This window comes from Streptomyces sp. NPDC058051, assembly GCF_042885475.1.
Classification (GTDB): Bacteria; Actinomycetota; Actinomycetes; order Streptomycetales; family Streptomycetaceae; genus Streptomyces.
Genome location: NZ_JBHVRW010000004.1, coordinates 1 through 20,253, shown reverse-complemented (window position 1 = coordinate 20,253; position 20,253 = coordinate 1). Strand labels below are relative to the sequence as shown.

Genomic DNA, 20,253 nt, shown 5'->3' with positions numbered 1-20,253 from the left:
CGCTCCCACGAGCAGGGCCCCGGATTAACCAACAGCACCATGTCCGCGCCGGGGCCCTGCTCGTACGCGTGACGTCAGTCGACGAGACCGTCGGCGGCCTCGACCTCCTCGCGGGTGATGCCGAGCAGATACAGCACGGTGTCCAGGAACGGCACGTTCACCGCGGTGTGCGCGGCCTTGCGGACCACCGGCTTGGCGTTGAAAGCCACCCCGAGCCCGGCGGTGTTCAGCATGTCGAGGTCGTTCGCACCGTCCCCGATGGCGACGGTCTGCGCCAGCGGCACCCCGGCCTGCTCGGCGAAACTCCGCAGCAGCCGGGCTTTTCCGGCCCGGTCGACGATGTCGCCGACGACCCGGCCGGTGAGCTTTCCGTCGACCACTTCCAGGGTGTTGGCCGAGGCGAAGTCGAGCCCGAGACGTTCCTTCAGGTCGTCGGTGACCTGCGTGAACCCGCCCGAGACCACGCCCACTTGGTAACCGAGCCGCTTCAGCGTACGGATCAGGGTCCGGGCGCCCGGCGTCAGCCGCACCTCGGCCCGCACCTTCTCCACCACGGACACATCGAGCCCCGCCAGGAGCGCGACCCGCGCGTGCAGCGACTGCTCGAAATCGAGCTCGCCGCGCATCGCCTGCGCGGTCACCTCGGCGACCTCGTCCTCGCAGCCGGCATGGGCGGCGAAGAGTTCGATGACCTCGTCCTGGATGAGCGTCGAGTCGACGTCCATGACGACCAGCCGCTGCGCCCGGCGGCTCAGCCCGGCCGACACGACCGCCACGTCGACCCCGATCCCGGCGGACTCCGGCGCCAACGCGGTCCGCAGCTCCTCCGTCCCCGTGCCGGACACAGCGAACTCGACCGCCGTGACCGGGTACTTGGCGAGCCGGAAGATCCGGTCGATGTTCCCGCCGGTCGAGGTGATCGTGGCCGCTATGGCGGCGGTCGACTCGGCGGTGAGCGGGTGCCCGAGCACCGTCACATGGGAACGGCCGTAGCCTCGCGGCCGGTTGTCACCCGTGCCGGAGATGATCTCGGCCTGCAGCTTCAGCGATTCGGCCCAGCTGTGCACCGTCGCCCGCAGGTCGCCCTCGGTGGTGCCGCCCGCGGTCGGGGAGGTGACCAGGGCGCACAGGACGATGCGGCCACGGGTGACGACCTGCTCGATGTCGACGACATCGACGGAGTAGGCGGCAAGGGTGTCGAAGAGACCGGCGGTGATCCCGGGGCGGTCCTTGCCGAAGATCTTCACGAGGAGGGTGGGTGCGTCCGCGCCCCGGCGGGACTCAGGGGGCTCAGGAGACGGAGAGGACTGAGGTGGCTGAGATGCGCTCATGGTTCTTCCACCGTATCGGTCCGCCTCATCGCACCGGAGGCCCGTCCCGAGGACCGGACGGTGCGTCGTACCTCTTGTCCCTCCGGAGCCCGGGCGGCGCGACGGAGAGCACGCAGACGGAGACGCCAGGTGACGGGTGGCGGGTCGGGGTGGGCGGAAACACGCCGGTTCGCGCCGTTCGCCCCTGACCCGAAACCGTTCACGGATGCGTTCACGCGTGTTCATGAGCACGCGCGGACCCTCCTGCCCATGAACCCGTTCATCCGGATTCGACGGTGCGAGGACCCAGGTCTCAGCAGGGTCTTCACTCCGCCCGACTTTCGTAGTGGGGACTGCTCCTGGAATAGTTCCCCACGATGTTCAGCATCCCTAGACTCCCTGCAACGGGGGTAACTCGGGGGACAACAAGTGGGGCGCGGAGTGCCGGAACTCGTACTGGAATTGAATGGCAGCACCTGGACGCTCGATCCGTCCAGGTCATACACACTGGGGCGCGATCCGCAGGGGGACCTGACGATCGACGACGCCAGGGTTTCGTGGCGGCACGCCACGATCAGCTGGGGGGGTCACAGTTGGTTCATCGAGGACCATGGCAGCACCAACGGCACCTATGCACAGGGCCGTCGGATCCATCAGATGGAGATCGGGCCCGGCTCGGCCGTGCACCTGGGGAATGCCACTGACGGACCGCGGCTGAGCGTCGCGGCCCCGGCGGGTGCCGGCGTGCACGGCGGGCAGGGTGCGGGTGCGCACCAGCCCCCCGCCCAGCAGCCCCAGCAGGGCGGCGCGGGCTGGCCCGGTCAGCAGGCCGTCGCTCCGCAACAGCCGCAGCAGGGCTGGCAGCAGCCCCCTCAGGCTCAGCCGTACCAACAGCCCGCGCAACCTCAACAGCCCCACATCCCGCATCAGCAGGGCGTGGCGCAGACGCCCGGCGTGGCCGGTCCCGGCGGTGCCGCGGGGGCGCCGCCGGTGTACGGCGACCGCAGCCCGACCACGTTCCACCAGTTCGCCCTCGGCCGTGTCATGCGCATCGGTCGTGCGCTCGAGAACGAACTGGTCGTCTCCGACCTCCAGGTCTCGCGCCACCACGCCGAATTCCACGCGACACCCGACGGCCGTTTCGAGATCCGTGACCTCGGATCCCACAACGGCACCTACGTCAACGGTCAGCCGCTGTCCAAGTCCGGCTCCGCGCTCATCGGTCCGAACGACATCGTCGGTGTCGGTCACTCGACGTTCCGCCTGGTCGGCGACCGGCTGGAAGAGTTCGTCGACACCGGTGAGGTCTCCTTCTCCGCCCGCCACCTCACGGTGACGGTCGACGGCGGGAAGCAGATCCTCAAGGACGTCTCCTTCGGAGTCCCGGAGAAGTCGCTCATCGCGGTCATCGGCCCGTCCGGCTCCGGCAAGTCCACCCTGCTCAAGGCGCTCACCGGCTACCGGCCCGCCAACCAGGGCGATGTCCTCTACGACAACCGGAACCTGTACAAGCAGTTCGCCGAGCTGCGCCAGCGTATCGGCCTGGTCCCGCAGGACGACATCCTGCACAAGGAACTCACGGTCACCAAGGCCCTCAAGTACGCGGCCAAGCTCCGCTTCCCCGCGGACACCACCGAGGCCGAGCGTCAGGCCCGGATCCTCGAAGTCCTTGCCGAACTCAAGCTCGACATTCACAAGGACAAGAAGGTCACCTCGCTCTCCGGGGGCCAGCGCAAGCGCGTCTCCGTGGCCCTGGAGCTGCTGACCAAGCCGTCGCTGATCTTCCTGGACGAGCCGACGTCCGGCCTCGACCCGGGCATGGACCGCGATGTCATGCAGCTGCTGCGCGGCCTGGCCGACGACGGCCGTACGGTCCTCGTCGTCACGCACTCCGTCGCCGAGCTGGCGATCTGCGACAAGCTGCTCGTCATGGCGCCGGGCGGTTCCGTCGCGTACTTCGGCCCTCCGGAGGAAGCGCTCAACTTCTTCGGCTACACCACCTGGGCCGACGTCTTCTCGGCCTTCGAGAGCTACCGCGACTACGACTGGGCGGGCCGCTGGCGCGGCTCGCAGCACTACCAGATGTACGCCGCGGACATCGACGCCGTCGCCGCGCAGTCCGTACACATGCCGCCCCCGCAGCAGATGCGTCCGCCGAAGCCGCAGAGCTGGACGGCGCAGTTGTGGACACTGATGCGCCGCTACGTCTCGGTGATCGCGTCCGACAAGGGCTTCATGGGCCTGATGGTGGCGCTGCCGGCCGTGCTCGGCATCGTCAGCGTGGTCATCCCGGCCAAGTTCGGCCTGGCCCCGCCGGACCCGCCGTCCCGGTTCAACAGCGCCGCCGGAACGATCATGCTGATCCTCGCGGTCGGCATGTGCTTCTCCGGTGCGGCCAACTCCGTACGAGAACTGATCAAGGAACGCGTCATCTATGAACGGGAACGGGCCACCGGTCTTTCCCGCTCCGCCTATCTGATGTCCAAGGTGATCGTCCTCGGCGTGATCACGGCGATCCAGGGCGTCATCATCTGCGGCATCGGCTTCGCCACGCGTGAGCTGCCCGAAGAGGGCCTGATCATGCCGCCGGCCGTCGAGCTCTGCGTCACGATCAGCGTGCTCGGCTTCACGTCGATGATGTTCGGCCTGGTGATCTCCTCCCTGGTGAAGACCTCCGAGAAGACCATGCCGCTGCTGGTCATGTTCGCGATAGTCCAGGTCGTCTTCACCGGCATCCTCTTCCAGGTGTACGGGTCGCCCGGCCTGGAGCAGTTCGCCTGGCTGATGCCGTCCCGCTGGGCCATCGCCGGGGCGGGCGCGACGCTCGACCTCTCGCACCTCATGGCGCCGTGGGATCCGAAGAACCCGACCGACCTGGACCCGCTGTGGGAACACTCGGCCGGCCAGTGGGCGACCAACGTCTCGATCCTGCTGTTCCTCGGAATCATCTGCGGCGTAGTGGTCGCGCGACTGCTGCGCCGCCACGAGCCGGAGGTCATGCGCAAGTAGGCGCCGGCACGGAACACAAGAGCCGGCACGGATGGCAGGCGCCGGCACGGAACACCGAAGGGCGGCACCCCGCGGGGTGCCGCCCTTCGGCGTCTGCGGATGCCCTCCGAGGGCGTCCGGAACCGGTCAGTACGCGCTGTTGACGTTGTCGATCGAGCCGTAACGGTCGGAGGCGTAGTTGGCGGCGGCGGTGATGTTCGCGACCGGGTCGTAGATGTTCGTCGAGGTGCCGGGGACGTGGTACGCGTTGAAGGTCGGCTGGATGACCTGCAGCAGGCCGCAGGACGGGGTGCCGTTCTGGGCGTTGATGTCCCAGCCGTTGACCGCGTTCGGGTTACCGGTCGACTCCCGCATGATGTTGCGGTGCAGACCGTCGTACGAGCCGGGGATGCCGTGGGCCCTCATGACGTCCAGCGCCTGTCGGATCCAGCCGTCCAGGTTGTTCGCGTAGACCGGGGTACGGGCCTGGGAGCGGCTGGCGGTCTGCGTGCCGGAGCGCTCGGCGGCGGCCTTCGCCTTCGCGGCGGCCTTGGCCTCCGCCTTTGCCTTCGCCTCGGCCCGGGCCTTCGCGGCGGCCTTCGCCTTCACGGCGGCCTCGGCCTTTGCCTTCGCCTCGACGGCCGCGGCCTTCTTGGCCCTGACGAGGTCGGCGGCCTTCACCAGCTTCTCGGCGGTGGAGTGCTGCTCGATGATGCTGGCCTGCACGTCCTTGACCTGCGAGGTACCGGCGATCGACGACAGGACCACGGGCTCGGCGGACACGGGGGTCCGCGCCTCGGACTTGGACTCGGCGTTCGCGGGGACGAGCGAGAGCGAGAGCGATGCGACGGCGACCGCGGAGATGCCCGCGACGGAGAGCTTCTGGGTCTTGTTCAGACGACGAGGACCGGGGATGCGGGACATGGACATGCGGGCATACCTCTTCGAATCGCGGAAGTCCTCACGGAGGACGAAGACGGGAGGCGGTGTGTGCGCATCTCCGTCGTGGACAGGTGCAATTCTTAGCGGCAGCAAAATCCCGTGGCAAAGGTGTGACCTACGATCCCGGGTAGTGGATCACGACTCCACTCGAAGGCGGTGGTCCGTGTCCATGTCCATTGATGTGGCCCTTATGTATCCACTAGCCGGCTTCGTAAGTGACGTGGGTCCTATGCCCGGCCTCACATCGCCCGCACAGTCAGCTCACTGGGCGTTGCTTCAGCAATTCGGAGTGTGAGATTCCGGTCCCGGGTTCGGTGGAGGGGTGTCCCGGAGCCCGCGTCCGACCGCCCCGGCCCGGACGCGGCCCGGCCCGGACGCGGCGTCGGACCTAGTCCCCGCGTCCTGACCGGCACAGTCCACAGGCCGATACGGCGTCCTCGTGCGCGCCGGTACGGTGAGGCCATGAGCCATCGCCCACCGTCGGGCCTCGCAGCGGTGAGTGCCGCGCTGCTCGCCATGAGCCGGCCTCTCGAAGTGCGTGATGTCCTGAAGACGATCGTCGCCTCGGCCCGCCGGCTGCTGGACGCCGAGTACGCCGCCCTGGGCGTCCCCGACGACCACGGCGGCTTCGCCCAGTTCGTCGTCGACGGAGTCAGCGACGAGCAGTGGAAGGCCATCGGCCCCCTGCCCCGGCAGCACGGCATCCTCGCCGCGATGCTCCACGAGGCGAGGCCCGAGCGCCTCGCCGATGTCCGCAAGGACCCGCGCTTCGAGGGCTGGCCCGCCGCCCACCCCGACATGTCCGATTTCCTCGGCCTGCCCATCAGGGACGGCGACGCGACCATCGGCGCGCTCTTCCTCGCCAACAAGCGCTGCCCCAAACCCGAGGGCAGCTGCGGCTTCACCGTGGAGGACGAGGAACTGCTGTCGATCCTCGCGCAGCACGCGGCGATCGCCCTCACCAACGCCCGGCTGTACGAACGCAGCCGCGAGCTCACGATCGCGCAGGAGCGCTCCCGGCTCGCCCACGAGCTGCACGACGCGGTCAGCCAGAAGCTGTTCTCGCTGCGGCTGACGGCCCAGGCGGCCACCGCCCTGGTGGACCGCGACCCGGTCCGCGCCAAGCGCGAGCTCCACCAGGTGGCCGCGCTCGCCGCGGAAGCCGTGGACGAGCTGCGCGCCGCCGTCGTCGAACTGCGCCCGGCCGCGCTGGACGAGGACGGCCTCATCGCCACCCTCCGCACCCAGATCCAGGTCCTCGACCGCGCGCACACGGCCCGGGTCACCTTCGAGACCCTGGGCGTACGGGCCCTTCCCGCCGCCCAGGAGGAAGCGCTGCTCCGGGTCGCGCAGGAGGCCCTGCACAACGCACTGCGCCATTCAGGAGCCGTGCACGTCGACGTCGTCCTGGCTCGGCACGGTGGCGGCACGCTGCTGCGGATCACCGACGACGGCAGCGGCTTCGACCCCACGGCGACCCGGCAGGCCGGCCGCCACCTGGGTCTGGTGTCGATGCGGGACCGCGCGAGCGGCGTCGGCGGAAGGCTCACCGTTGAATCGGCGCCCGGCACGGGCACCACGATCGAGATGGAGGTACCCGGTGGCTGACAAGATCATCAGGGTGCTGCTGGTCGACGACCACCAGGTGGTCCGCCGCGGTCTGCGTACGTTCCTGGAGATCCAGGACGACATAGAAGTGGTCGGCGAGGCGTCCGACGGCGCCGAAGGGGTGGCCAGGACCGAGGAACTCCGCCCCGATGTCGTCCTGATGGACATCAAGATGCCCGGTACCGACGGGATCGAGGCCCTGCGCAGGCTCCGCGAGCTGGAGAACCCGGCCAAGGTCCTCATCGTCACGAGCTTCACCGAACAGCGCACCGTGGTTCCCGCACTGCGCGCGGGAGCCTCCGGCTACGTATACAAGGACGTCGACCCCGACGCCCTGGCCGGTGCCATCCGCTCGGTGCACGCGGGCCACGTCCTGCTCCAGCCGGAGGTCGCGGGAGCCCTGCTCGCCCAGGACGACACGGGCGGCGGTACAGGGCGGGGGAGCACCCTCACCGAACGGGAGCGGGAGGTACTGGGCCTGATCGCCGACGGACGCTCCAACCGCGAGATCGCGCGAGCGCTGGTCCTCTCCGAGAAGACCGTGAAGACACACGTCTCGAACATTCTGATGAAGCTGGACCTCTCGGACCGGACGCAGGCGGCCCTCTGGGCCGTGCGGCACGGAGCGGCGGGCTGACCGACCGAAGCGGACCGTTCCCCTCCGGACCGAGATTCATACTGTCGGGTGTATGTCACCCGGACGGCGCAACCTGTGCGCGCCCGAGGCGTTCTCCAGGGTGCTGCGGCGGCTGGTCGCAGCCACGCTAGGAGGATCCTGAAGTGAAGAACCTGAAGAAGGCCGCAGCCGTCACCGCGATCGCCGGTGGAATCATCGCCGCCGGTGCCGGCGCGGCCTCCGCCACCGGCCACGGCGCCGGCGCCCACGGTGCCGCGACCCACTCCCCGGGCGTGGTCAGCGGCAACGCCGTGCAGGTCCCGGTCCACGTCCCGGTGAACGTGGTCGGCAACACGGTCAACGTGATCGGTCTGCTCAACCCGGCCTTCGGCAACTTCGGCCTGAACGGCTGACCGACCTACCGGCCTCACGGTCCCATGTCGCCGGACAGGTGCGTCGAGCCGGTCCGGCGGCATCCGCGGGCGAGCCGTCCGGCCCCCGAGGACTGCGCGTCATCAAGAGGCTGCGCGTCATCAAGAGCACAGCACGCCATCAAGGGGCACCCCGCCCACCCACTGCACCCTTGCCCCACCGTCCCCGTCCGCCCTGCCTACCGCTCGCGCTCCCTCTCCTCCACATACGCGTTGTACGCGGCCACCTGCGCACGCCGGGCCACCCGCTCCACCGGCCTCAGCGCCTCCCCCCGAGCCGCGATCTCCGACGCGCTCACCGCACCGCCGTGCCCGTTCTCGTACGCCACCGAGATCAGCAGCCCGACCCGCTGCGCCAGCTCCAGCACCCGCACCGCCCGCGGCGGATACCCCGGCGCCAACACCTCGCGCCCCCGCTCCGACCGTGCCCTGTACGCATCGATCGCGGCCTCCGCCACCGGCCCCGAACCGGCCACATCCAGCCGCGACATCAGCGCCGTCGCATCCCGCAACGCCTCGGCCAGCTCCCGCTCCGCCTCGCCCAGCGACGGCACATCGGCCGGCGGAGCCTCCCGTACCGGCAGACAACGCCACACCACCTCGACGTGCAGATCCCCGTCCGGCCCCACCTCGGACACCTCGGGAACGAGTCCATAGGGCGCACCGAACGCGACCACGGCCTCCTCGGCCTCCAGCGCCCGCGCATTGAACTCCGGCGGACCGCTCAGCCCCAGGGGATGCCCCGGCGCCGGCAGTGCGACCCGGAAACCGGTCACCCCCAGCGCGCGCAACCGTCCGAGCGCCAACGTGAGCCCGACCGGCCCCGTCTCACCCGGCAGTCCCTCGACGCGGTGCACCGCGTCGTCCCCGACAATGGCGAGCGCCGCGTGGTCCGGGGAGACGAGTCCGGCCAGAAGCGCGTTTCCCCAAGCGGCCAGCAGTCCTGAGCGTGGTTCCGAAAGCATGGCAACAGCCTAGGGAACCCAGCCGGGGCCCGTCGTCACACGGGCCCAGCGCCCGGAGCTCTTCCGCGGTGGCGTAGATTTCCCTGGGAGCTGTGCTTACAGGCACGCGACGATCTCGACACTGCATGGGGAGACAACGCGCCATGAGCGATGTACTGGAGCTGGTGGACGTATCCGTGGTCCGCGACGGACGCGCTCTGGTGGACGACGTCTCCTGGCAGGTCAAGGAGGGTGAGCGCTGGGTCATCCTCGGTCCGAACGGCGCCGGCAAGACCACCCTCCTCAACATCGCGTCCAGCTACCTCTTCCCGAGCACCGGCAGCGCCAGGATCCTCGGCGAACAACTCGGCGGCGTCGGCACCGACGTCTTCGAGCTCCGCCCCCGCATCGGCATCGCGGGCGTCGCCATGGCCGAGAAGCTGCCCAGGCGCCAGACCGTTCTGCAGACCGTGCTCACCGCCGCCTACGGCATGACCGCCACCTGGCACGAGGACTACGAAGCCGTCGACGAGGAGCGCGCCCGCGCCTTCCTCGACCGGCTCGGCATGACCGAGTACCTCGACCGCAGGTTCGGCACCCTCTCCGAGGGCGAGCGCAAGCGCACCCTCATCGCCCGCGCCATGATGACCGACCCCGAACTGCTCCTCCTCGACGAACCCGCCGCCGGACTCGACCTCGGTGGCCGCGAGGACCTGGTCCGCCGCCTCGGCCGACTGGCACGCGACCCGTACGCCCCGTCCATGATCATGGTCACCCACCATGTCGAGGAGATCGCGCCCGGCTTCACCCACGTCCTGATGATCCGCCAGGGCAAGGTACTCGCCGCCGGTCCCATGGAGACCGAGCTCACCTCCCGCAACCTCTCCCTCTGCTTCGGCCTGCCGCTCGTCGTCGAGCGCAACGGCGACCGTTACTCGGCCCGCGGTCTGCCGCTCGCGTAGGCACAGCCGGACGGCGGTCTTCCGGACACAACGGCCCGTCCGCCCGCCCGCGCCCTGTCCCCGAGGGCACCCGCGGTCCTACCATGACGACGTGGACATCGACGCGTGGGTGTGGTGGCTGATCGGCGCGGCGGGACTGGGCATCCCGCTCGTCCTGACCGCGATGCCCGAGTTCGGCATGTTCGCCGTCGGAGCGGTCGCCGCGGCGGTCGTCGCGGCACTCGGTGGCGGCATCGTGGCCCAAGTACTGGTCTTCGTCGTGGTGTCCGTGGCGCTCATCGCCGTGGTCCGCCCGATCGCCGCCAGACACCGGGCCGACCGGCCTCAACTCTCCACAGGCATCGATGCGTTGAAAGGCCGTCAGGCCGTCGTTCTGGAACGGGTCGACAGCAGCGGCGGCCGGATCAAGCTGGCCGGAGAGATCTGGTCCGCCCGCGCACTCGACGAGGGCCAGAGCTTCGACCCGGGCCAACACGTCGATGTCGTCGACATCGACGGAGCCACCGCAGTCGTCATGTGACCGAACCACCCCCACAACAGAGCGCGTTCTGTCAGACTCGATGTCGATCATCATGAGATCGGGGCCGTTCGATCCATACGGCCCCTCCGCGAAATCGACCTCGATCATCGCGATCCGTCGGCAACCGAAGGGCAACGAGGAACACGATGCAACCGATCATCATCGTTCTGATCATTCTGGTGGTGCTCGTCTTCATCGCCCTGATCAAGACGATCCAGGTCATCCCGCAGGCCAGCGCCGCCATCGTGGAGCGCTTCGGCCGCTACACCCGCACGCTCAACGCCGGCCTGAACATCGTCGTTCCATTCATCGACACCATCAGGAACCGCATCGACCTCCGTGAACAGGTCGTCCCGTTCCCGCCCCAGCCGGTGATCACCCAGGACAACCTGGTCGTCAACATCGACACCGTCATCTACTACCAGGTGACCGACGCACGGGCCGCGACCTACGAAGTCGCCAGCTACATCCAGGCGATCGAGCAGCTCACCGTCACCACCCTCCGCAACATCATCGGTGGCATGGACCTGGAGCGGACCCTGACCTCCCGCGAGGAGATCAACGCCGCCCTCCGCGGAGTCCTCGACGAGGCGACGGGCAAGTGGGGCATCCGCGTCAACCGCGTCGAGCTCAAGGCGATCGAACCGCCCACCTCCATCCAGGACTCGATGGAGAAGCAGATGCGCGCCGACCGCGACAAGCGCGCCGCGATCCTCCAGGCCGAAGGTACCCGGCAGTCCGCGATCCTCACCGCGGAGGGCGAGAAGCAGTCCTCGATCCTGCGCGCCGAAGGTGAGGCCAAGGCCGCCGCCCTGCGCGCGGAGGGCGAGGCCCAGGCCATCCGCACGGTCTTCGAGTCCATCCACGCAGGCGACCCGGACCAGAAGCTTCTCTCGTACCAGTACCTCCAGATGCTCCCGAAGATCGCCGAGGGCGACGCGAACAAGCTCTGGATCGTGCCCAGCGAGATCGGCGACGCCCTCAAGGGGCTCAGCGGTGCCTTCGGCAACCTGGGCAGCGGCGTCCCCGGCTTCGACACCGGCAAGGAACGCCGGGAACAGCCCCCGGTCGACTGACGCGTACACGCCCTCGTGCATGATCGGTGGATCACGCACCGACCATGCACGGGGGAGTCGCCATGGACATCTGGGAGATGCTCGCCGTCTTCGCCGCGGGCATCAGCGCCGGCACGATCAATACGATCGTCGGCTCGGGAACGCTGATCACCTTCCCCGTACTGCTCGCCACCGGCCTGCCTCCGGTCACCGCCACCGTGTCCAACGCCCTCGGTCTGATCCCCGGTTCCATCAGCGGCGCCATCGGCTACCGGAAGGAGCTCGCGGGACAGCGCCGGCGCATCCTGAAGTTCACCGTGGGCGCCCTGATCGGCGGCCTCACCGGCGCCACCCTCCTGCTGGCCCTGCCTTCCACGGCCTTCGAGACGATCGTGCCGGTCCTGGTCGCCCTGGCACTCGTCCTGGTCGTCCTGCAACCCCGCATCAGCAAAGCGGTACAGCGCCGACGCGAACACACCGGCACCACCGCCCGCCAGGACGGCGGCCCGCTCCTCTTCCTCGGACTGACGCTCGCCAGCGTCTACGGCGGCTACTTCACCGCCGCCCAGGGGATCATCTACCTCTCCCTGATGGGCATGCTGCTCGACGACACGATGCAGCGCCTCAACGCCGTCAAGAACGTCCTGGCCGCCATCGTCAACAGCATCGCGGCCCTCTTCTTCCTCTTCGTCGCGGACTTCGACTGGACGGCCGTCGTACTGATCGCGGTCGGCTCCGCGCTCGGCGGCCAGATAGGCGCCACGGTAGGACGCCGCCTCAGCCCCACCGTCCTGCGCACACTCGTCGTCGTGGTCGGCACGCTCGCCATCGTCCAACTGCTGCTCCGCTGACAGCCGGATGCCCGCCTCCACCAGGAGACGGGCATCCGATACGGCAGCACACGTACGCCGTCTACGCCGCGCTACTGTCCAGCCACTCCGGCAGCGCCGACCGCTCGCCCGCCCCCATCGCCAGCAGCATCGCCTGTGCCGGAGACGGCACGAAGGGCTGCCGCAGCAACGGCATCCCCGCCTGCTCCGGAGTCATGGCCGCCTTGCGGTGATTGTCCTCGGCACAGGACGCCACCGTGTTCAGCCAGGTGTCCTGGCCGCCCTGGGCACGCGGCACCACGTGGTCGACGGTGCTCGCCCGCCGCCCGCAGTACGCACACCGGTGCTGGTCCCGTATCAGCACACCCCTTCTGGACCACGGCGCCTGTCTTCGGAACGGCACGCGTACGTACCGGCAGAGCCTGATCACCCGGGGCACCGGGATGTCCACGGCGGCACCGCGCATGCGGAGATCGGGGTGCGACTGCTCGACGACGGCCTTGTCCTGCAGAACCAGCACCACCGCACGGTTCAGCGTCACCGTCGACAGCGGCTCGAAGCTCGCGTTCAGTACCAGCGTGTCCCGCATCCCGCCCACCTCCCGTGTGCCACCCGCCCCCTGGCAGGCCCGGATCAACTCTGGCTGGGCAGGCCGTGATGGACAACGCAATAAAAAATGCCCTGCCCTGGTCTCTCCAGGACCAGGGCAGGGCAAACAACAGGAGAACTATCGGCTCACCGGGTATCAGACAGGACCCGTGTACTCACCGATCAGCTGGGCCCGGCCCAGCGTGTGGAATCGCAGATTGAATCCGACGACAGCGGGCGACGCGTCGCTGTCGACGCCCAGCCTCTCGCTGTCCACCGCGTACACGGTGAAGACATACCGGTGGTTCTCACCGGCCGGCGGTGCGGCACCGCCGAAGTCCTTCGCCCCGTAGTCGTTACGGACCTGGACGGCGCCCTCGGGCAGCCCGTCGAACTTCCCGCTCCCGGCACCGGCCGGCAGCTCCGTGACCGACGCCGGGATGTCGAAGAGCACCCAGTGCCAGAAGCCGCTGCCGGTCGGAGCGTCGGGGTCGAAGCAGGTCACGGCGAAACTCTTGGTCTCCGCGGGGAATCCCTCCCACCGCAGCTGCGGTGAGGTGTTCCCCGCCGCGAACACCTGGGCATCCGCCAGCACCGCCCCGGGGGCGAGATCCTCACTCACCACCGTGAACGACGGCACCTCGGGGTGGAAGTCGTGCGGCAGCGGCGCCCTCTTCGGCTCAGTCACGTCAGCACCTCTCCTGATCGCTCCTCCTGCTGCTGTCAGCAGGTCTCCCACCGACCCTAAGGGCTTTCCCGCAACCCCTGGCGGGCGCGCGACGACAGCTACGGCACCTCGCCGCGTTGTCGGGACGTCCGCATACATCCAGTATGCGGATGTCCCTCCGCCTTGCGATGCACCGCATCTGACGCCGCGCGCTGATCCGCCACGGATTACGGGACAGCCCTAGAGCCAGTTCCGCCGACCGCCGACCTGGGCGAGCCACTGGTTGAGATACGCGGCCCAGTCGGTCCCCCGGAAGTCGTTCAGCCCGACCTTGAACGCACGATACGAGTCGCTGCCCTCGCTGAAGAGTCCCGCCTTCTTGTCCATCTCCAGCACGACATCCATCTCGCGGTCGTCCGCGACGAACGTCAGCTCCACCTGGTTCAGCCCCCGGTACTGCTGCGGCGGGAAGAACTCGATCTCCTGGTAGAAGGGCAGCCGCTGCCGCGTACCGCGGATGTGGCCGCGCTCCATGTCCGCGCTGCGGAAGCCGAAGCCCAGCTGCCCGAAGGCGTCCAGGATCGCCTCCTGTGCAGGAAGCGGGTGCACATTGATGGGGTCGAGGTCACCGGAGTCCAGCGCCCGGGCGATCTCCAGCTCGGTCGTGACACCGATGTTCATGCCGTGCAGGTGCTGGCCGGCGAACACCGTGATCGGCGTCTCCCAGGGGATTTCGAGTCCGAACGGCACGACGTGCACGGCTCCGGCCTGCACCTCGAACGCGCCACCGAGCCGCAGCTTGGTGAACTCGATGTCCTGCTTCATCTCCTGATCGTTGCTCTCGACCTCGACGCGTGCCTGGAGCCCGACCGACAGCCCCTCGATCTGCTGCGAAACGGACCCGCCCTGGATCCGCACCTCGCCCTGGACGACCCCACCCGGAACGACATTGAGTTCGGTCAGCTCGGTCTCCACCGAAGCGCCACCGGCACCCATACTCGCGAGCAGCCGCTTGAAGCCCATATTCACTCCTCCTTGGTCCTGACCCCTACATACGCGCCACGACCGTGGTCGGTTCCCGGTAGCCTCGAACGCCATGATCGAGGGACTGGACCGTACGCCACTGACACGCGCCTTCTTCGACCGCCCACCCACGCGTACGTCTACTTCGCGTACGGCATGTCAGGGCAGTCAGCATGAACGTTGACCTCCTCGCCCATCCTGCTGAAGAGGTCGCCCCCAGGCTGCTCAGGAGCGTCCTCACCTGCAAGACCCCCGAGGGAACCGTGAGCATCGCCATCACAGAGACCGAGGCGTACTCCGGTACGGCCGACCCGGCCTCCCATGCCTACCGAGGCCAGACACCCCGTAATGCCGTCATGTTCGGACCTGCGGGACACCTGTACGTCTACCGGTCCCACGGTCTCCACTGGTGCGCCAACGTCGTCACCGGGACGGACGGCATCGCCTCGGCTGTCCTCATCCGGGCAGGCAGGGTCATCGAGGGGGAACGCCTGGCACGCAAGCGACGAGGGGAGAGGGTCGAGAGTCCACGGCTTGCCCGAGGTCCGGGGAACTTCTGCCAGGCACTCGGCATCACGGCGGAGCACAACGGCGCAGACCTCCTGACAGGTACCTCGGTCGTGTTGTCCGAGGGCGAGTCGGTACCTACCGCGCTCATCCAGGTTGGTCCTCGGGTAGGCGTGAGCAAGGCCCACGACTGGCAACACCGGTTCTACCTTGCCGGTGATCCGACGGTCTCGGCGTACCGACTGAGCCCGAGAGCCAAGCCGCCCGCCGGAGCCTGAGCCGCTGTGCGCCTCGCTCACGGCTCGCCGGTGAGTCGGTGCGGAGCTGGGGCAGAAGATGGGTGATCGCTCGCGAGCGTGGCACGTGACACGTTCCTGGCCGGGTGAGTGACTGCCAACGGGCGCCGACTCGGGCCGGACGGGTGGGCGATGGCCGGGTGCATCAGCGGATGGCCGAACAGAGCAGCACCACACGGGAGGGCTTCCTTCACGGGGTCCTCCCTCCTTCGTGTAAGAACCCTCGGCCGGGTCGCCGCCGTCGCTCCCGACCGCACGAGACCGAGTCCAGGCCCGAAGGCTTGGGCGTCCACCTGTGAAGAGAGACCGTGCCATCCGCGCACGGTCCACCCCCGCAACGAAAGGGAGGCACATGTCCCGCCGTCCGGCGGGGGTCACTGGCGCATCCGTGTGCGCCTCACAGGAAGGGGCCACCCTCGGTGGCTATCAGCTTCGGCCATGACCGCCCGTGGGGCGGAGTCTCCCAGCACGAGTACCGGCGCATGGCGCAGCACCCCGGACACCCGCTCGCCTACCGTGTCCACTTCGCCGCCATCGGATGGGCGGACCGGCAAGGACACGCAGGCTTCGAGCCCGGTCGGCTGGCCGCACTGCTGGGCAAGAGCGGCAAGCCGCTGTCCGACCAGAGCACCCGCGACGCGGTGGCCCGCGCCAAGGAGCTGGACCTTGTGTCGCCCCGTTCCGGGGCCGCCTGCCTCGTCCTTCCTCCTCATCTGTTCCAGAAGGGCAAGGGTGCGCCAGTCCCCTGCCGCCTCCATCGGAGCCGATGACTACATCCCGGGCGTGTAGTCAGAGCACGCCTGGCGTGTACCGGCATAGCCCCTGACCTGTGAAAACGTTCGCGTCCTCTCTTTTCTGTTTAGCTCCAGTGCAGTGCGGCCCCTGTCGCGGCCGACAGGAGCAGGCAAGCCCAAGGGGGCGCTACCGCGCCCCACTGTCGCAACCGAAAGGCCCTGTTCCGTGCAGTCTTCCGCCGCTGCGAGTAACGGTAGGGCAAGGCTGTGACCAGGTCATACGCTCTCGCCGTGACGGTCTGTGGGCAGGACGGCGGACCCTGAAACCGTGGCGGAATCTTGGCTGCTACGACCCGGCGGTCGGCAAGCACGAGCCAGGGGGGCGTCCCCCACCCCTTCGCCGCCGCTCTCTACCGTGTGCTGGTGCCGTAGGAGAACCGTCAGCAAACCCGGTAGCTGTTCGGACCCAGCTCTGCTTACGTTCGACCGCATGGCTGACGACTGCTTCGCGCATCCACGGCTCGCCGCGATCTACGATCCGCTCGACCCTGACCGCAGCGATCTCGATGCCTACCTCCGGATCGGAGAAGAGTTCAAGGCACGCCGAGTGCTGGACATCGGCTGCGGCACAGGGGTGTTCGCACTTCTCCTGGCTGACCGCGGGATCGAGGTCGTCGGTGTGGATCCCGCGCTGGCGTCCATCGATGTCGCCCGGGCCAAACCGGGCAGTGAGCGAGTGCGCTGGATCTGCGGTGACGCGACAGACCTCCCGCCGCTGCGGGTTGACCTCGCGACGATGACAGCGAACGTTGCCCAGGCCATCGCTGATCCGCAGACGTGGCAGATGACGCTACTGGGGGCCTACGAGGCGCTGCGGCCTGGCGGGCATCTGGTCTTCGAGACGCGCGATCCGGCCAGGCGCGCCTGGGAGGAGTGGACCCGTGAGAACTCCTACCGTGTGACGGAGATCCCCGGTGTCGGCTCCGTCGAGAGTTGGGTCCAGCTGATCGAGGTGAGCTGGCCTCTGGTGACGTTCCGCTGGACCTACGGGTTCGCAGCGGATGGACAGGTGCTGACGTCGGATTCGACCCTGCGTTTCCGTGAGCGGGAGGAAGTCGAGCGGGATCTGGTCGCGCAGGGATACGTGGTGGATGACGTTCGCGACGCGCCCGACCGTCCAGGAAGGGAGTTCGTCTTCCTGGCGCGACGTCCGTGATCGTCGGTGATTCGCGCCGCTCGAACTTCGACGACGCACACTCAAGGTTCCATGGCACAGGACAACGACCCTGGCGCAGCGTGACCAGTAGTGGACGTCTCGAAAACCAAGGTTTGTGAGACGACGGGCAGAGCGCCCCTCACGGGGGCGCAGCCCTGTTCAAAACCCGTCTCGAAACTTCCGTCTCGGACTTGATCTTTTGAGACGAGTGCTGACAGTCCGTGTCATGACGACGAACACGATCACTGGCCAGCTCATCGGTTATGCCCGCGTCTCCACCGACGACCAGGAGGCGCAGCTTCAGCGCGACGCGCTGACGGGCGCAGGGTGCGCGCGGATCTTCGAGGACAAGGCCAGCGGGAAGAACACCGACCGGCCGGAACTGACGGCCGTACTGGACTACGCCCGGCCGGGCGTAGTCCTGTGCGTGTGGAAGCTGGATCGGCTCGGCCGGTCGCTCATCGACCTTGTGTCCATCGTCGACGGCCTGCGCGAGCGCGGCAAAAGGTTTCCGCGTGCTCGATGGTGCGCTCTCCTCTGTCGACACCACGTCGGCCGATGGCCGCCTGTTCTTCCAGATCATCGCGGCCATGGCGGAGTTCGAGCGCTCGCTCATCAAGGACCGGACGCGGGCATCGAGGACCGCACGCGGGCCGGGCTGGAAGCGGCCAAGGCGCAGGGCCGTACCGGCGGCCGGCCGTCTGTGGTGGACGAGGATGTACTCACCGTGGCCCGCGCCCGGAAGGCCGAGGGAGAGAGCGTCAGCGCCATCGCTAAGGCCCTCGGGGTCTCCCGAGCCACCCGCTGTACCGGTACCTGGGAGAGAGCGCCTGAGGCAGGCGCACAGGAGTTCAGACAGGCCCTCGGCTCTACGCCGGGGGCCGTTGTCGTACGTGGACGTACAACACGTCTGACGGCCGCAACGATGCTGGCCCCTGCCAACCACGGGGGAAGTCGACAAGGGCCGGCACAGGGGCGCATGTCGTTCACGCTGCACCCCTTCCAGCGCACCTCTGGTCTGTGTTGCTCGCCGTCCCTCAGTGCGCCGGGGGCCTGTCCGGCTCGGCCCGCACCACCATGGCGAACGACGTACAGATCCGCCGGAAGCCGCGATGGTTGCTCAGACCGGTGTGACTCATGCACTCGACGTCGACCGACGCACTGTCAGGCGAAGGCTCCGCCTTCCACTTGCAGTGCAGGCACTCCGCCTCATAGGTCACGTCCGTGTCCGGATGCCGCGCGATTCGGTGCGTCACGAATCGCAGGACCGCGCGCGACGTCACTCGGCCCCGTGGTCTTCCCGGAGGTGCGTGCGGAGCACGACGTTCGCGTCCGTCGCCTTCGAGTAGTCGCCGACCGATCGGGCGTTGGCTCGGGTCACGGCGACGCCGAGGCACTGCCGACAGCCCGCGACGGGGTCCGGGTCTCCCTCCGGAAGGGTCAGGTTCACCGGCCCTGCCATCGTCGTCTTGGGTGTGCTCATCCGTGCGACCTCCCGACTGTTCGCTTGCCGAAGGATGATCCCCCGGGGTGCGCACGGGATGGCGCTTCAGTCGCGTAGTCGACTGAAGTCATGCATGGCAAGCGGCGGACCACTCGGCGAGCCGCGCCCGAAGGCCTTCGCTGAAGAGGGCGTGTTCCTCGTACCGGGCGAACTCCTTCAGGTACGCCTGAACATCTCGGCCGTCGCGGAGTACGAGACTTCCCGCCGTCGTCTCGATGGTGACCAACGCGGCGTCGTAGATGGTGAACGTACTCAGAGGGGTTCGGGCGTCGGTGCCCCTACGGGGATCACCCCGATCTGAACGTTCGGGAGGTAGGACAGGGACGCCAGCCGGTCCATCTGCTCGGCCAGTGCCAGTGGAGAGACGACCGGCCAGCGAACCGCCTGCTCGGTCAGAACGAACGTGAACCGCTTCGAGGCGTCGTAGAGGACGGCTTGCCGTCCCAGCAGCTTCCCCGCTCCGGCCCTGTTCGTGTCGGCCGTCGAGTGGGCCAGGCTCGCCCGTACGTACTCCGGTGTTGCGAGCAGTCCGGTAACCGTCGAGAGCAGGAAGTAGCGCATGTGCCCCTCGGGGTGGGGCCGAGCCTGGCGTAGATGATCGCTCGCACGGCTTGTCTCCTGCTTGTCGTCGCCTTGCGATGATGCCGGAGTAACGACATACATGCTTAGTGAGTCACCTACGGCATGTGGCACTGCCTCAACCTGGTGTGCGGCCCGGAGGGCAAGGCCAGCGGTGTCCTGCTCCGGGCCGGCGACATCCAGGTCGGCGCCGACCTCACCCGCGCACGTCGAATCTCGGCCCGTAATGACAAGGAACTGGCCAAAGGCCCGGCCCGACTGGCCACGGCCCTCGACATCGACCGCGCACTGGACGGAACCGACGCCATCGCTCACCCCGGCGCCCCGCTGTTCGTACTGCACGGCACCCCGCCACCCCGCGACCAGGTACGCAACGGTCCGCGCACCGGTGTGGGCGGCGACGGAGCGACACACCCATGGCGCTTCTGGATCGACGGAGACCCCACGGTCAGCCCGTACAGGGCCCATGCGCCACGCCGCCGCGCAACTTGACTCGCCCTTGGGAGCCGCCTAATGTAGTCCGAGCCGCTTGAAGCGGATACTGCTGTCGGTACGGTCCAACGGATCGTCCGAGCATCCTCAATCGGCTCACCACTACTTTCGACTCACCCTGGCGGGTGCGAATTCGGCATGCCGTAAATTCGCCCCATCGACTCGATTATGAGCCGCCAAGGAAATCGGTTAACGTAGCGGACATGCCGAAAGGCAAAGGCCCTTCCAACAACCACCGGAATTCGAATCCCCACCCGGAGACGGGGACGGAAAAGGGTCTGGTAAGGTTGGAACCGCCGGAAAGGGAAACGCGAAAGCGGAGAACCGGAAGGCGGAAATTGCGAGACCCGCTTCGACCGGGAATCGGACGCGAAAGAGTCTGATAGAGTCGGAAACGCAAGACCGAAGGGAAAAGCCCGGAGGAAAGCCCGAGAGGGTGAG

At 68.3% G+C, this 20,253-nt stretch carries 19 protein-coding genes and 2 pseudogenes; 13 read left to right on the top strand and 8 right to left on the bottom strand.

The features are described 5' to 3' along the window. Positions 1-74: 74 nt before the first annotated feature. Positions 75-1,331 carry a phosphoserine phosphatase SerB gene (serB, locus tag ACFVUT_RS08055; RefSeq protein ID WP_389646745.1) on the bottom strand — a complete coding sequence of 419 codons (1,257 nt, stop codon included), beginning with the start codon at positions 1,329-1,331 and terminating at the stop codon, positions 75-77. A gap of 408 nt (positions 1,332-1,739) precedes the next feature. On the opposite strand from serB, the gene ACFVUT_RS08050 reads away from it, so the two are divergent. Further along, positions 1,740-4,319 (top strand): FHA domain-containing protein, encoded by a 2,580-nt coding sequence (locus ACFVUT_RS08050; RefSeq protein ID WP_389646748.1) that lies wholly within the window; start codon positions 1,740-1,742, stop codon positions 4,317-4,319. Positions 4,320-4,445: 126 nt separating this feature from the next. On the opposite strand, the gene ACFVUT_RS08045 is transcribed toward ACFVUT_RS08050, so the two are convergent. Further along, positions 4,446-5,228, bottom strand: a complete 783-nt coding sequence (locus ACFVUT_RS08045; RefSeq protein WP_389646751.1) for a transglycosylase SLT domain-containing protein — start codon at positions 5,226-5,228, stop codon at positions 4,446-4,448. 474 nt (positions 5,229-5,702) lie between these two features. Between ACFVUT_RS08045 and ACFVUT_RS08040 the strand changes: the two genes are divergently transcribed. The 3 genes from ACFVUT_RS08040 (at position 5,703) to ACFVUT_RS08030 (ending at position 7,877) form a co-directional block, all read left to right on the top strand. Further along, positions 5,703-6,848, top strand: coding sequence for a GAF domain-containing sensor histidine kinase (locus ACFVUT_RS08040; protein WP_389646754.1), 1,146 nt, complete (start codon positions 5,703-5,705; stop codon positions 6,846-6,848). Then, positions 6,841-7,485 (top strand): response regulator, encoded by a 645-nt coding sequence (locus ACFVUT_RS08035; RefSeq protein WP_389646757.1) that lies wholly within the window; start codon positions 6,841-6,843, stop codon positions 7,483-7,485. The genes ACFVUT_RS08040 and ACFVUT_RS08035 overlap by 8 nt, the downstream gene beginning before the upstream one ends. Before the next feature lie 143 nt (positions 7,486-7,628). Next, on the top strand, positions 7,629-7,877 hold the full coding sequence (locus ACFVUT_RS08030) for a chaplin family protein (RefSeq protein ID WP_389646760.1): 249 nt from the start codon (positions 7,629-7,631) through the stop codon (positions 7,875-7,877). A 197-nt stretch (positions 7,878-8,074) separates the two neighbouring features. On the opposite strand, the gene ACFVUT_RS08025 is transcribed toward ACFVUT_RS08030, so the two are convergent. Further along, positions 8,075-8,860 carry a hypothetical protein gene (locus tag ACFVUT_RS08025; RefSeq protein ID WP_389646763.1) on the bottom strand — a complete coding sequence of 262 codons (786 nt, stop codon included), beginning with the start codon at positions 8,858-8,860 and terminating at the stop codon, positions 8,075-8,077. Positions 8,861-9,003: 143 nt separating this feature from the next. Between ACFVUT_RS08025 and ACFVUT_RS08020 the strand changes: the two genes are divergently transcribed. The 4 genes from ACFVUT_RS08020 (at position 9,004) to ACFVUT_RS08005 (ending at position 12,227) form a co-directional block, all read left to right on the top strand. Beyond that, entirely contained in the window at positions 9,004-9,801 is a 798-nt protein-coding gene (locus tag ACFVUT_RS08020; RefSeq protein ID WP_389646766.1) for an ABC transporter ATP-binding protein, read from the top strand. A 91-nt stretch (positions 9,802-9,892) separates the two neighbouring features. Continuing rightward, on the top strand, positions 9,893-10,321 hold the full coding sequence (locus ACFVUT_RS08015; protein WP_389646769.1) for an NfeD family protein: 429 nt from the start codon (positions 9,893-9,895) through the stop codon (positions 10,319-10,321). Between the two features lie 146 nt (positions 10,322-10,467). Continuing rightward, positions 10,468-11,397: an SPFH domain-containing protein gene (locus ACFVUT_RS08010; RefSeq protein ID WP_389646772.1), complete on the top strand. Its 930-nt coding sequence runs from the start codon at positions 10,468-10,470 to the stop codon at positions 11,395-11,397. A gap of 62 nt (positions 11,398-11,459) precedes the next feature. Next, on the top strand, positions 11,460-12,227 hold the full coding sequence (locus tag ACFVUT_RS08005) for a sulfite exporter TauE/SafE family protein (protein ID WP_389646776.1): 768 nt from the start codon (positions 11,460-11,462) through the stop codon (positions 12,225-12,227). Positions 12,228-12,288: 61 nt separating this feature from the next. Here ACFVUT_RS08005 and ACFVUT_RS08000 read toward each other — a convergent pair whose 3' ends face one another. The 3 genes from ACFVUT_RS08000 to ACFVUT_RS07990 form a co-directional block, all read right to left on the bottom strand. Beyond that, complete coding sequence (locus ACFVUT_RS08000) at positions 12,289-12,795, bottom strand: HNH endonuclease (protein WP_389646779.1); 507 nt, start codon at positions 12,793-12,795, stop codon at positions 12,289-12,291. 156 nt (positions 12,796-12,951) lie between these two features. After that, the gene (locus tag ACFVUT_RS07995) at positions 12,952-13,482 is read right to left on the bottom strand and encodes a YbhB/YbcL family Raf kinase inhibitor-like protein (protein ID WP_389646782.1); all 531 of its coding nucleotides are present in this window, start codon (positions 13,480-13,482) and stop codon (positions 12,952-12,954) included. Positions 13,483-13,701: 219 nt separating this feature from the next. Further along, positions 13,702-14,484, bottom strand: a complete 783-nt coding sequence (locus ACFVUT_RS07990; RefSeq protein WP_389646785.1) for a sporulation protein — start codon at positions 14,482-14,484, stop codon at positions 13,702-13,704. Positions 14,485-14,657: 173 nt separating this feature from the next. Between ACFVUT_RS07990 and ACFVUT_RS07985 the strand changes: the two genes are divergently transcribed. The 4 genes and pseudogenes from ACFVUT_RS07985 (at position 14,658) to ACFVUT_RS07970 (ending at position 18,071) form a co-directional block, all read left to right on the top strand. Beyond that, on the top strand, positions 14,658-15,269 hold the full coding sequence (locus ACFVUT_RS07985; protein ID WP_389646788.1) for a DNA-3-methyladenine glycosylase: 612 nt from the start codon (positions 14,658-14,660) through the stop codon (positions 15,267-15,269). A 437-nt stretch (positions 15,270-15,706) separates the two neighbouring features. Beyond that, positions 15,707-16,057, top strand: a complete 351-nt coding sequence (locus ACFVUT_RS07980) for a hypothetical protein (protein ID WP_389646791.1) — start codon at positions 15,707-15,709, stop codon at positions 16,055-16,057. A gap of 454 nt (positions 16,058-16,511) precedes the next feature. After that, positions 16,512-17,237 (top strand): class I SAM-dependent methyltransferase, encoded by a 726-nt coding sequence (locus ACFVUT_RS07975; protein WP_389646794.1) that lies wholly within the window; start codon positions 16,512-16,514, stop codon positions 17,235-17,237. Between the two features lie 226 nt (positions 17,238-17,463). Then, positions 17,464-18,071: pseudogene (locus ACFVUT_RS07970) on the top strand (recombinase family protein). A 445-nt stretch (positions 18,072-18,516) separates the two neighbouring features. Here ACFVUT_RS07970 and ACFVUT_RS07965 read toward each other — a convergent pair. After that, on the bottom strand, positions 18,517-18,720 hold the full coding sequence (locus ACFVUT_RS07965) for a hypothetical protein (protein WP_389646797.1): 204 nt from the start codon (positions 18,718-18,720) through the stop codon (positions 18,517-18,519). A 273-nt stretch (positions 18,721-18,993) separates the two neighbouring features. Then, entirely contained in the window at positions 18,994-19,302 is a 309-nt protein-coding gene (locus ACFVUT_RS07960; RefSeq protein ID WP_389646803.1) for a Scr1 family TA system antitoxin-like transcriptional regulator, read from the bottom strand. Positions 19,303-19,416: 114 nt separating this feature from the next. Between ACFVUT_RS07960 and ACFVUT_RS07955 the strand changes: the two are divergent. Then, positions 19,417-19,812, top strand: a pseudogene (locus ACFVUT_RS07955) (DNA-3-methyladenine glycosylase); the annotation flags it as partial. Between the last annotated feature and the right edge of the window lie 441 nt (positions 19,813-20,253).

What these genes read in the sequence shown, in the direction of transcription:
- ACFVUT_RS07960 (WP_389646803.1), bottom strand. Translation starts at nt 19,302, where the DNA reads ATGCGCTACTTCCTGCTCTCGACGGTTACCGGACTGCTCGCAACACCG.
- ACFVUT_RS08045 (WP_389646751.1), bottom strand. Translation starts at nt 5,228, where the DNA reads ATGTCCATGTCCCGCATCCCCGGTCCTCGTCGTCTGAACAAGACCCAG.
- ACFVUT_RS08025 (WP_389646763.1), bottom strand. Translation starts at nt 8,860, where the DNA reads ATGCTTTCGGAACCACGCTCAGGACTGCTGGCCGCTTGGGGAAACGCG.
- ACFVUT_RS07965 (WP_389646797.1), bottom strand. Translation starts at nt 18,720, where the DNA reads ATGAGCACACCCAAGACGACGATGGCAGGGCCGGTGAACCTGACCCTT.
- ACFVUT_RS07975 (WP_389646794.1), top strand. Translation starts at nt 16,512, where the DNA reads ATGGCTGACGACTGCTTCGCGCATCCACGGCTCGCCGCGATCTACGAT.
- ACFVUT_RS08020 (WP_389646766.1), top strand. Translation starts at nt 9,004, where the DNA reads ATGAGCGATGTACTGGAGCTGGTGGACGTATCCGTGGTCCGCGACGGA.
- ACFVUT_RS07985 (WP_389646788.1), top strand. Translation starts at nt 14,658, where the DNA reads ATGAACGTTGACCTCCTCGCCCATCCTGCTGAAGAGGTCGCCCCCAGG.
- ACFVUT_RS08040 (WP_389646754.1), top strand. Translation starts at nt 5,703, where the DNA reads ATGAGCCATCGCCCACCGTCGGGCCTCGCAGCGGTGAGTGCCGCGCTG.
- ACFVUT_RS08005 (WP_389646776.1), top strand. Translation starts at nt 11,460, where the DNA reads ATGGACATCTGGGAGATGCTCGCCGTCTTCGCCGCGGGCATCAGCGCC.
- ACFVUT_RS08010 (WP_389646772.1), top strand. Translation starts at nt 10,468, where the DNA reads ATGCAACCGATCATCATCGTTCTGATCATTCTGGTGGTGCTCGTCTTC.
- ACFVUT_RS07990 (WP_389646785.1), bottom strand. Translation starts at nt 14,484, where the DNA reads ATGGGCTTCAAGCGGCTGCTCGCGAGTATGGGTGCCGGTGGCGCTTCG.
- serB (WP_389646745.1), bottom strand. Translation starts at nt 1,331, where the DNA reads ATGAGCGCATCTCAGCCACCTCAGTCCTCTCCGTCTCCTGAGCCCCCT.
- ACFVUT_RS08000 (WP_389646779.1), bottom strand. Translation starts at nt 12,795, where the DNA reads ATGCGGGACACGCTGGTACTGAACGCGAGCTTCGAGCCGCTGTCGACG.